The sequence below is a fragment of the Streptomyces sp. YS-3 genome, from assembly GCF_045257485.1.
Classification (GTDB): Bacteria; Actinomycetota; Actinomycetes; order Streptomycetales; family Streptomycetaceae; genus Streptomyces.
The window spans coordinates 1-10,725 of the sequence record NZ_JBJHPC010000226.1; the positions used below are offsets into that span (position 1 = coordinate 1).

The following is a 10,725-nucleotide window of genomic DNA, read 5'->3' on the forward strand; positions in this document are numbered from 1 at the left end:
GGGGCGGGTCAAGGGGCCCCTGACGGCCGGCTTCCGTACACGGGACCGGTTCGCGAGCTTGGAGAAGGTGTTGACGAGGACGTCACCCCCACGTGTTCCCGCGCCTGTCGCCTTCCCGCTCCTGACCATGCGGTGGGAGCGGCTCGCGATGGTGCACTGGAGTTACCGGGCCGAGGCCGTCCAGCGTCTGCTGCCCCCCGGGCTGCTGGTGGACCGGTTCGAGGGCCGGGCCTGGGTCAGCCTGACGCCGTTCGAGATGGCCTCGGTCCGCGGTTTGCGGGTCGTACCGCTGCCTCCCGCGGTCTTCCCCGAGACCAACTTGCGGACGTATGTACGCCTCCCGGACGGGCGCAGGGGGCTGTGGTTCTTCTCCCTCGATGTCACCGCCCCCCTCATGCTGGCGGCGCGGGCCATCGGGGTGCCTTACCGGCTCGCCGAGTTGTCGGTGCGTGCGCGCGGCGCCGGCATGGTCTATACCGGACGGCGCCGGGGCGCGCAGGGCGTCGGATACCGGCTGAGCATCGAGACGGGCGCGCCGGTGGAGGACGTCACTCCCCTCGACGACTGGCTCACCGCGCGATGGGGCGCCTTCTCCCGGCGCGCCGGCCGGCTGTTGCTCACTCCCGTGCACCACGAGCCCTGGACGCTTCGACGCGGGACGATCACGGAGCTGCGCCAGACGCTGACCCGTGCCGCCGGTCTTCCCGACCCGGGGCCCGCGTCGCTCGTACACCTGTCCCCGGGGGTGGGCCCGGTTCGCCTCGGTCCGCCCCGGCCGGTTTCCTGAGGGGGTGCCGGTGCCGGTGCCGGTCAGGCGAGCAGGCGTACGGCGCTCTCGAACAGCCGGGGAAACCGGGCGGCTGCCGGGGTGACCAGGGGCGCCAGGCGCGGCTGGCTGCGGACCCACAGGAGGGACCGGGTCAGCAGGCGGTAGCTGCGGGACAGACGGCACCAGGCGCGTTCGTACGCCTGCGGACGGCCCTCGCGAAGGCAGCGTACGAGGGCGTCCGCCGCCGTCAGGGCGAGGGTCAGCCCCTCACCCGTCAAGGCGTCGACGTACCCCGCGGCGTCCCCCACGAACAGCACGCGGCCGGCCACCCGGCAACGGGCTTGCTGCCGCAGCGGCCCGGCGCCCCGGACCGGCGTCCGGCCGGCCTGGAGGAGGCGGGCGGCCAGGAGGGGGAAGCGGGTCAGCTGTTCGTCGTAGGGCAGTTGGCGCGAGGTGAGGATGGCGACGCCGACCTGCCGGGGGCCGAGCGGGGTGACGTAGGCCTCGCAGTCGGCGGACCAGTGCACCTCCACCAGGTCGGTCCACGGCTCGACGGCGTAGTGGCGCCGCAGACCGTATCGGGGGGTGCTTCGCCCGGTGGCGGGCGGCCGGGTGGTGAGGCCGAGCGCACGCCGGGTGGGGGAGTGCAGGCCGTCGGCCGCCACGAGATAGCGGGCGGTGATGCCGTCGGCGGTCACATACGCGTCGGACTGGGTCACCCGGCGGACGCGGTGCGGGATGACCCGAACGCCGAGTTCGGCGGCCCGCGCGCCGAGTGCCTCGTGCAGTACGGTCCGGCGGGTGCCGAGACCGGGCCCCGCGGGGAACCGGGCTTCGGCCTGCCGGCCGCCGGTGGCGTCGAGGTAGCGGATGCCGTGGAGGGGCCGGCCGGACACGTCCACGCCGAGGGCGTGCAGGGCGTGCACCGCCGAGGGCATCAGTCCCTCGCCGCACGCCTTGTCGACGGGGGAGGGACGCGGCTCGGCCACCACGACCTCGAAACCGCACCGCACGGCGTGGATGGCCACGGCCAGCCCCGCCGGGCCGCCGCCCACGACGAGAAGGTCGATCACGACACGGCACCGGGGCCCGGCAGAGCGCGTGACGGCGCCAACGCGGCGCTCTCGCAGCGGATGCGCACGGTCAGCAGCGCCGCGTTCAGGAGCGTGAAGCACAGGGCGGTCAGCCAGGCGGTGTGCACCAGCGGAAGGGCGATGCCCTCGGCGACGACGGCCACGTAGTTGGGGTGCCGCAGATACCGGTAGGGGCCCGAGGTGACCAGCGGGAGGCCGGGGACGATCAGTACGCGGGTGTGCCAGCGGGGGCCGAGGGTGGCCACGCACCACCAGCGCAGTGCCTGCGCGGCCAGGGTGAGGGCGAGGGCGGGCCGGCCGAGCCAGGGCAGGAACGGCCGGTGTGCCGCCCACGGCTCCACGAGGCAGCCGAGGAGGAACAGCGTGTGCAGGCCGACCATCACCGGATAGTGGCCGCCGCCGTACTCACGGCCGCCCCGGGCCCGGCTCCAGGCGCCGTTGCGCCGCGCCACGGCGAGCTCCGCGAACCGCTCGGCGACGACCAGCAGGATCAGTACGGTGTACGGCGTCACGGGGAGACTCACCAGTCCAGCAGGACGAGTTCGGAGGAGAAACCGGGCCCGAAACCGATCATGAGACCGGTCGAGCCGGGCGGGGGCCGGTTGTTCTGGGTGTCCTTGAGGATGTGCAGCACCGACGCGGAGGAGAGGTTTCCGTGGGCGGCGAGCGCGCGGCGGCTCGCGGCGAGGGCCGCGTCCGGAAGGCCGAGCTCATCGGCGAGCGCGTCCAGGATCTTGGGGCCGCCAGGGTGGCAGATCCATGCCGTGACGTCCCCGGGCTTGAGATCGTGCTCGGCGAGGAAGGACTCGATCTCCTCGCTCACATGCAGCCTGACCAGTTCGGGGAGTTCCGGACCGAGCACCAGGCGGAAACCCCAGTCGCCCACGTCCCAGCCCAGCAGGTGTCCACTGCCCGGATACAGACGGCTGCGCACCGCCCTCACCGTCGGCCCCGACGCTCCGAAGCCGCAGGACGCCGCCGGTGAGGGGGGACGGGAACGGTCACGGCCGACGGCCACCAGCGCGGCGACTCCGTCCCCGAACAGACTGCCCGCCACGAGGTTCGCCATCGACATGTCGGCGCGCTGCAGGGTGAGCGAGCACAGTTCGGTGGACAGCAGGAGCGCGATGCCGTCCGGCCGGCTGTCGAGGAAGTCGTGGACGCGGGCCAGACCGGCCGCGCCCGCGGAGCACCCGAGCCCGAACAGGGGCATACGCCGGACGTCGGGCCGCAGACCGGTCCGTTCGGCCAGCCGGGCGTCCAGGGACGGTGTCGCGATACCCGTGACGGTCGTCGAGACGACCAGGTCGACGTCCTGCGGGCGCACACCGGCTTCGGCGAGGGCCCGCTCGACTGCTTCGGCGCCCAGGGCGGTGGCCAGCTCCACGAAGACGCGGTTGCTCTCACCGAACCCGCCGAGGTCACGGTAGCGGTCCAGAGGCAGAGCGAGATGGCGGCTCTCCACGCCCGCTGCCGCGTGCAGCCGGCGCACGAGGTCCTTGTGCGATCCGGGCGGCAGGCTGGAGACGAGGTCTTCGGTGATCTCGTGCTGCATATAGCGGTGCGGTGGGAAGACCGTGCTCACCGCAAGGACGCGGGTCATTGCTCCAACATAGGGACAGTGCGACGCCGGTGCCCTCAACCCGGTGCTCGTGGGCGCGCCGTCGCCTAGCGTGGGGCGATGCCCTCCACCACCGATGAAGGAGACTCCCGCCTCGTCGGCCCGGCCGTGCCCGGGGCAGCGGAACACCGGGCTGTCGCGGGCCTGCTGAAGTCGTGTCACCCGGTGCCCGCGGCGGGGGTGACCGTCCTGGCGGCGCTGCTCGCCGCCGCGTTCGGGCTCGACCCGGCCTCGGCGGTGCGGGCGGTGGCGGCGGTCGCCGCGGGCCAGTTGTCGGTGGGCTGGTGCAACGACCGGCTGGACCTGCGGCGTGACCGGGCAGCCGGACGGCGGGACAAGCCGCTCGCCACGGGGGCGGTACGGCCGGTCACGGTGGGCACGGCGGCCTGTGCGGCCCTGCTCGTGTGCGTCGCCCTGTCGCTGGCCTGCGGGGTGCCGGCCGGTGCGGTCCACCTCATCTGCGTCGCCGCCGCCTGGGCCTACAACCTGTGGCTCAAACGTACCGTCCTGTCCTGGCTGCCGTACGCCCTCGCCTTCGGTCTGCTCCCGGCGTTCTTGACGCTGACTCTCCCGGGCAGCCCCTGGCCGCCGCTGTGGCTGACCGTCGCGGCGGCGCTCCTCGGCACCAGCGCCCACTTCGCCAATGTGCTGCCGGACATGGAGGACGACATCGAGGGCGGGGTGCTCGGACTTCCGCAGAGGATCGGCCGCCGTGGATCCGTGGCGTCGGCGGCGGTCCTGGCCCTCGCCTCCTGTGTGGTGCTCACGGTGGGTCCGACCGGCCGGGTGGCTCCGACGGGCGCGGGAGTGATCGCGGTGACCCTCGCGCTCTGCCTCTACGCGGCGGCCGGCCCGCCCGCTCTGACACGTGGCCGCGGGCCGTTCGTCGTCGTCCTGGCCATGGCCGGTCTCGACGCGGCACTCCTGGTGCTTGCGGGAGGCGCGCCGCTCACCGGGCAGCCCGGGCCGTGAACGTGGCCCGACGTGGCGGCTCGTGCCCCGGAAATCGCGGACGGCCCGGAAACGGCGGCGTGAGCCCCCGCTCCGGACCGTCAACCGCCGTACGTCACCGCCGGGCGAGCAACTCCAGGGTGTCGATCACACGGTTGGAGAAGCCCCACTCGTTGTCGTACCAGGCGACCACCTTGACATGGCGGCCGTCCACCCGGGTCAGCGCCGAGTCGAAGATCGACGAGGCCGGGTTGCCGGTGATGTCGGACGACACCAGCGGGTCGTCGGAGTACTCCAGCACGCCCGCGAGCGGCCCCTCGGCCGCGGCACGGTAGGCGGCCAGCACGTCCTCGCGCGTCACGTCACGCGCGACCGTCGTGTTCAGCTCGACGATGGAGCCCACCGGGACGGGCACCCGGATCGAGTCGCCCGACAGCTTGCCGTCGAGGTTCGGCAGGACGTGACCGATCGCCTTGGCCGCGCCCGTGGTGGTCGGCACGATGTTGACCCCGGCGGCGCGGGCGCGGCGGGGGTCGCGGTGCGGGCCGTCCTGGAGGTTCTGCTCCTGGGTGTACGCGTGCACGGTCGTCATGAACCCGTGCTCGATCCCGGCGAGTTCGTCCAGCACCGAGGCCAGCGGGGCGAGCGCGTTCGTGGTGCACGAGGCGTTGGAGACGATGGTGTGCGTGTCGGCGTCGTACGCGTCGTTGTTGACCCCGAACGCGAGGGTGACGTCGGCGCCCTCCGAAGGCGCGCTGACCAGGACCTTCCTCGCGCCCGCGTCCAGGTGGGCCCGGGCGGCCTTGGCCGAGGTGAAGCGGCCCGTCGCCTCCAGTACGAGGTCCACGTCCAGCTCGGCCCACGGCAGCGAGGCCGGCTCGCGCTCGGCCAGCACCTTGATGCGGTGGCCGTCGACGACCAGCGTGTCCCCGTCCACGGTCACCGGGCGGCCGAGCCGGCCGGACGTCGAGTCGAACGCGAGCAGCCGCGCGAGGGCGACGGGCTCGGTGAGGTCGTTGACGGCGACGACCTCCAGATCACTGTCGCGTTCGAGGAGCGCGCGCAGCACATTGCGTCCGATACGGCCGAATCCGTTGATGGCGATACGAGTCATGAGTGTTGTCCGTCCCTTCGGTTCGCCTCCAGCCTCGCGCGCGAGGCCCGACGGTGGCAGTGGCGTGAGCGCCACGGTTCGCAAGGATCCCGCCACGGGCGCTCGGGAGGCCTCCCGACGCCCGGGCACGGTCAGACCCTGCCCCTACTGGCCGCGGGTGAACGTCCGCCGGTACTCCGTGGGTGTGGTCCCCAGCACGCGCTGGAAATGCAGCCGCAGATTCGCCCCCGTCCCCAGCCCCACGTCGGTCGCGATCTGCTCCACGCTGTGCTCCGAACGCTCCAGCAGCTCACGCGCCATGTCGATACGGGCGCGCATGACCCACTGCATGGGTGTGTACCCGGTGTCCTCGGCGAAGCGTCGCGAGAACGTCCGCGCCGACACCGCCGCGTGCCGGGCCAGCGCCTCCAGCGTGAGGGGCTCGTCCAGGCGGTGCAGCGCCCACTCCCGGGTGGCGGCGAACCGCTCGCCCAGCGGCTCGGGCACACTGCGCGGCACGTACTGCGCCTGTCCGCCGCTGCGGTACGGGGCCGCGACCAGGCGGCGGGCCGCGTGGTTGGACGCGGCCACGCCGAGGTCGCGGCGCAGGATGTGCAGGCACAGGTCGATGCCCGAGGCGGCACCCGCCGAGGTGAGCACCGTGCCCTCGTCCACGAACAGGACGTTCTCGTCCACCCGTACCCGGGGGTGTTTCTCGGCGAGGGCCCGGGTGTAGTGCCAGTGCGTGGTCGCTCGCCGGCCGTCGAGCAGGCCGGTGGCGGCGAGCGCGAACGCGCCCGTGGAGATCGCGGCGAGCCGGGCGCCCCGGGTGTGGGCGGCGACCAGCGCGTCGAGGACGTCCCGCGGTGGATCGGCGCGGCCGGGGAACCGGTAGCCGGGGACGAAGACGAGATCGGCCCAGGTGAGCGCGGAGAGACCGTGGGCGACGGAGTAGGACAGCCCGTCGCCCCCGGTCACGAGCCCGGGCACCGCCCCGCACACCCGTACTTCGTACGGCATGCTCGCGCGGGTCGTGAAAACCTGCGCGGGAATGCCGACATCGAGTGGCTTGGCGCCTTCGAGCACGAGGACGGCGACGCGTCGCAGGGGGGAGGAGGGTGGCACGGGACAAGCGTACGAGGGTGGTTGGCACCGGGCGGCCAGGAGGTGCCTCGGCACACGAGTCCGAGGCGCGGATAGCCGCAAGGGTTGTCCGGGTGCGTGGGAGTGCGAGGCGGCTCGGTGTCGTCGGAGGGCGCATACCCTGCGCTCCATGCGCGCGCCGCGCGCCGCTCAGGGGCGGCGCCAGTCGTCGCCGGTGAGGTGGGAGCCGGCCATCGGGCCCATCCGGAGCATGCCGCCGTCCACGGTGTAGGACGCGCCGGTGACGTAGGAGGCGTCCGGGCCGGCGAGGAAGGCGATGACGGCGGCGACCTCCCGGGCGTCACCGGGGCGGCCGAGCGGAACGCCGGGGCGGTGCGTGGCGTGCACGTCCGAGTCCTCCTGGCCGGTCATCGGGGTGGCGATCTCGCCGGGCGCGACCGCGTTCACCGTGATGCCGTGCTCGGCCAGTTCCAGGGCCATCGTCTGGGTGAGCAGACCCAGGCCGCCCTTGGCCGCGCAGTACGGGGCCGCCCCCACTCGTGGCTGGTGTTCGTGGACCGACGTCACATTGATGATCCGGCCGCCGTCGCCCTGCTCGATCATCCGCCGCGCCGCCTTCTGCCCGCACAGGAACGGGCCCACCAGGTCCACGTCCAGGACCCGGCGCAGATCCTGCTCGCTCAGGTCGAGGAACGGTGTGGCCGTACCGGTACCGGCGTTGTTCACGAGGACGTCCAGACGGCCGAGCCGGGTGCACAGGTCGTCCATCGTCTCCAGGGCCTCCGGCAGGCGGGTGAGGTCCATGTGGCCCACCACGGCCCGGCGGCCCGTGGCCCGGACCTCCTCGGCGGTCTCCTGGGCGCCCTTCTCGTCGCTGTGCCAGGTGATGGCGACGTCCATGCCCGCGTTGGCCAGGCGGACGGCGGTGGCGCGCCCGATCCCGGAGTCGGATCCGGTGACCAGAGCGGTCTTGGTCGCGGGCGAGGTGGGGGCGGACATGCGGATCTCCTCGTGGTCGTGCTTCGGCCTCACTTCTCACGTGATGCATCGCTGTACCCGGCAGGCATACCGGGCAAACGCGGCACGTGCCGGCGCCGAGGCCGCCCCATGTCGGCACTTCGCCCCGGCCGGTGAACGGCACCGGCCGGGGCGAAGCGCTTTCCGTGAGACGTCACACGGTCAGATGCGCGATGTCCTGCGGGTCGAGCCCGGTCAACTGCGCGATGCGCGAGGCCGGAACACCCGCGGTCAGAGCCCGGTGGACGAGCGCCTGCCAGTCCTCGGTCGTCTCGCGGAACTCCAGCAGCTCGGTCTCCAGGTCAGTGACGGACTGCGGCGCGCACTCCTGCTGGACTCGTACGGTCTCCTCCTCGCTCAACGGCACCGGCAGGCGTTCGGCGTCCTGGGGGATGAACGCCTCGGCACCGGCGGGCAGGATCCGGACGTGTTCGGAGGAGGCGGAGACCCCGTGGGCCTGGAGCCAGCCATGGACGGCCGGAGTCTGTGAGCATTCGAGCTCTCCGACGGCGGCCAGGGCGGCCCCCAGCCGGGGGTGCCGCTCGGGAAGGAGGAAGAGGTAGGCGTCGTCGGCCATCGAGGGCAATCGCTTTCTCTAACGGACAGCAGCGTCCCACGATGCTAACGCCCCACGATGTCCGGCTCCTTGCCGCCGGGGGCCCTCACGGTGCGGGCGCGGCGCAACGGGGGAGGGAGGGGCGGTCCTTCGTACGAACGGCGGGCAACCATGCGGTGGCGGGCCGTGCCACGGCGGTCCCGGTGCCCGGCAGACGGACCCGGAACCAGAGAGTGGAAGTCAGGTCCTCCTCGTCGATGATCGGCAGTCCCCGCGGCAGCTGGCACTCCGCGTGGAGGACGTCGCCGTGCCACACCCGGGTGCCCACGACGTTGTCGGCGGTGTAGGGCCGCAGCGGGTCGATCGCGAGGCCGAGGCTGCACTGCCCCTCGCGGTCCGCACGGTCCTGGCAGCCCCGCTCGGCGTTGAACACCCTTATACGGGCGGGCCCTTGCTCCTCGCCGCCGCCCCCCGCCGCGTACGCCCAGAGCGCGGCGCCCGCCGCCGCGCACCCGGTGACGGTCAGCAGCGCGGCCCGGCGCAGGCGGCGCCGGACGCGGGACCGGCGGGGGAGTGCGGCGCGGGACGGCCCGGTGGTGCCTTCGACGGTGTGGGCCCGGATGCGTTCGAGGAGGCTCTCGGCCGTGTGCGGGGCGCGGGCCGCGTGGGTGGGGGCGAGGCAGTCGACGGCGAGGGCCCGCCAGAACTCCGGCAGGGCGCCGTCCAGCCGTAACGCCGCCCGGCCCTCCGCGTACTCCTGTACGGCCGCGCCGCGCGCGGTCGGTGTGGCGCCGGGGAAGGGATAGGCGCCCTGGGCGAAGATCTCGTGGACGACGATGCCGAGCGCCCAGATGTCGGCGCTGGGACGCATCTGGATGCCGCGCTCGGCGAGCGGCTCGCGCCACCGCTCGGGCGGAAGGTAGTCCAAGGTGCCCATCGGGGCCGTCCAGCCGTGGGTGCCGGTCAGTTCGATGGCGAACCCGAAGTCCGACAGGCGCACCTCGCCGTCCCGGCCGATGAGGATGTTCTCGGGCTTGAGGTCGGCGTGCACCCAGCCGCTGCGGTGCATGTGCTCCAGGCCCTCGCAGATGCCCGTGACGAGCCGGGCGCCCTCGGCCTCGGTCACCGGCGCCGCGAGCAGTTCACGCAGGCTGCCCCGGGCCCGCTCCATGACCAGGACGATCGCGCCGTCCAGGGACGGCCGGTCGGGCGCGCTGAGCACCAGGGAGTCGAGGAGCCGGATGAGCCTCGGGTGGCCCGCCTCACGGCCCAGTTCGAGTTCGCGGCGGGCGGACTCGGCCACGCTGCGCGCCTGGCGGGGCGCCAGCCCGGCGGTCGGCATGACCTTGAGGGCGACCTCGTGCCCGTCCGCGTCCGGTTCCGTGCCGTCCGCCGGGCGCTCACCCGCGGGTTCCGCCGCCCGCCCGGCGTAGACGGTGGCCCAGGCGCCCGCTCCGATGGGCTCGCCGACGATCCAGGAACCGATCCGGTGGCCCACCGGCAGGAGTTCCGGCTCGCCGCTGTCCGCCCCGAGCACCCTGCTCCGTGCCATCACCGCGTCCTAACGTCCACGCCCGGCCGGCTCGGTGCGCGGTGGCAACAGGGCGAGGTGCTCCTCCCGTACGATCCCGAACTTCAGGGCGAGGGCGACAACGGCCTCGCGCTTGCCGTTGCGGCGGGCCGCCCGGTCGGCGTCTTCGGAGGCCGTCGTCACGGCGATGCGCAGCTTCTCGTCGGCGAGGTAGTCGATGTGCGAACTGACCGCGCGGGCTGTCAGACCGGCGCCGTCGCCATGGCCGCGGAGCCGCTCGACGATCTGCGGGGTGGTCGGCACGGCGACCGGCGACCGGTCGCGCAGCCACGGCTCACAGAGCGCCACGAGCACCAGGAAGTACGTGGCGCTCTCGTCCAGCGAGTACGCGGTGAGGGTACGGCTCTCCCAGGAGCCACCGCCGAGCGCGTGCGGGTCCAGATAGACGTGGTCGGGCGCGAACACCTGGAAGGAGAGCGGGGTTTCACGGCGGGAGGGCAGCACCACCCGGGCGAACTCGAACGGGATGGGCGCGCCGACGCGGCGCGGCGGCACACGTAAGTACTCCCCGGCGCCTTCCGGGTTCTCGACCAGATAGCCGTGGGTGGCGCTGAGGTTGCTGAGCTGCCAGTGGTCGTCCGTCGCCCGGATCTCACCGGCGAGACGGGACACCGACTCGTCGGCGAGGCGGAGTTCGACGGGTGTGCGGGCCGAACCACGCCCGAAACGGACGCGTTCCCCGGGGCCGAGCCGCAGCGTCACCGCGTCGTCGCCGTCCCCTTCCGGCAGATGGATGACTATCCCGCTCACCGCTCCCCCGTCCCGCGTGCCGACCGTCCCCGTTGTCCGACAGAGGGAACGTTACCGTCTGTCCACGGCGTTTCACCGCGTGGCTTGCGCCACTTCGGCGCGCCGCCGCGAACGGCCGGAACCGTTCGCGGCGGCGCGCCGAAGTGGCGCAAGCCACGCGGTGAAACGCCGTGGACAGA

General features: G+C 73.3%; 11 protein-coding genes. 2 read left to right on the forward strand and 9 right to left on the reverse strand.

Features of this window, described 5'->3' with window-relative positions:
- Positions 1-148 precede the first annotated feature (148 nt).
- Complete coding sequence (locus ACJA3G_RS19325) at positions 149-787, forward strand: YqjF family protein (protein ID WP_406554274.1); 639 nt, start codon at positions 149-151, stop codon at positions 785-787.
- Between the two features lie 23 nt (positions 788-810).
- Here ACJA3G_RS19325 and ACJA3G_RS19330 read toward each other — a convergent pair whose 3' ends face one another.
- The 3 genes from ACJA3G_RS19330 to ACJA3G_RS19340 are packed head-to-tail and all read right to left on the reverse strand — an operon-like array spanning position 811 to position 3,466.
- The gene (locus tag ACJA3G_RS19330; RefSeq protein WP_406554265.1) at positions 811-1,842 is read right to left on the reverse strand and encodes an NAD(P)/FAD-dependent oxidoreductase; all 1,032 of its coding nucleotides are present in this window, start codon (positions 1,840-1,842) and stop codon (positions 811-813) included.
- Entirely contained in the window at positions 1,839-2,375 is a 537-nt protein-coding gene (locus ACJA3G_RS19335; RefSeq protein ID WP_406554275.1) for an isoprenylcysteine carboxyl methyltransferase family protein, read from the reverse strand. Before ACJA3G_RS19335 ends, ACJA3G_RS19330 begins: the two co-directional genes overlap by 4 nt.
- Before the next feature lie 8 nt (positions 2,376-2,383).
- Positions 2,384-3,466: a type III polyketide synthase gene (locus ACJA3G_RS19340; RefSeq protein WP_406554266.1), complete on the reverse strand. Its 1,083-nt coding sequence runs from the start codon at positions 3,464-3,466 to the stop codon at positions 2,384-2,386.
- Positions 3,467-3,544: 78 nt separating this feature from the next.
- Here ACJA3G_RS19340 and ACJA3G_RS19345 point away from each other — a divergent pair, with 78 nt between their 5' ends.
- Positions 3,545-4,456 (forward strand): UbiA family prenyltransferase, encoded by a 912-nt coding sequence (locus tag ACJA3G_RS19345; protein WP_406554267.1) that lies wholly within the window; start codon positions 3,545-3,547, stop codon positions 4,454-4,456.
- Between the two features lie 94 nt (positions 4,457-4,550).
- On the opposite strand, the gene gap is transcribed toward ACJA3G_RS19345, so the two are convergent.
- From gap to ACJA3G_RS19375, 6 genes are all read right to left on the reverse strand, one after another.
- Positions 4,551-5,549, reverse strand: coding sequence for a type I glyceraldehyde-3-phosphate dehydrogenase (gene gap / locus ACJA3G_RS19350; RefSeq protein ID WP_406554268.1), 999 nt, complete (start codon positions 5,547-5,549; stop codon positions 4,551-4,553).
- A 144-nt stretch (positions 5,550-5,693) separates the two neighbouring features.
- The gene (locus ACJA3G_RS19355; protein WP_406554269.1) at positions 5,694-6,653 is read right to left on the reverse strand and encodes a GlxA family transcriptional regulator; all 960 of its coding nucleotides are present in this window, start codon (positions 6,651-6,653) and stop codon (positions 5,694-5,696) included.
- A 168-nt stretch (positions 6,654-6,821) separates the two neighbouring features.
- A complete protein-coding gene (locus tag ACJA3G_RS19360; RefSeq protein ID WP_406554270.1) occupies positions 6,822-7,631 on the reverse strand; it encodes an SDR family oxidoreductase in 810 nt (269 codons plus the stop codon).
- 172 nt (positions 7,632-7,803) lie between these two features.
- Positions 7,804-8,226 carry a DUF6003 family protein gene (locus ACJA3G_RS19365; protein ID WP_406554271.1) on the reverse strand — a complete coding sequence of 141 codons (423 nt, stop codon included), beginning with the start codon at positions 8,224-8,226 and terminating at the stop codon, positions 7,804-7,806.
- A gap of 85 nt (positions 8,227-8,311) precedes the next feature.
- Entirely contained in the window at positions 8,312-9,757 is a 1,446-nt protein-coding gene (locus ACJA3G_RS19370; RefSeq protein WP_406554272.1) for a serine/threonine-protein kinase, read from the reverse strand.
- Between the two features lie 9 nt (positions 9,758-9,766).
- Complete coding sequence (locus ACJA3G_RS19375) at positions 9,767-10,546, reverse strand: serine/threonine protein kinase (RefSeq protein WP_406554273.1); 780 nt, start codon at positions 10,544-10,546, stop codon at positions 9,767-9,769.
- Positions 10,547-10,725: the final 179 nt, after the last annotated feature.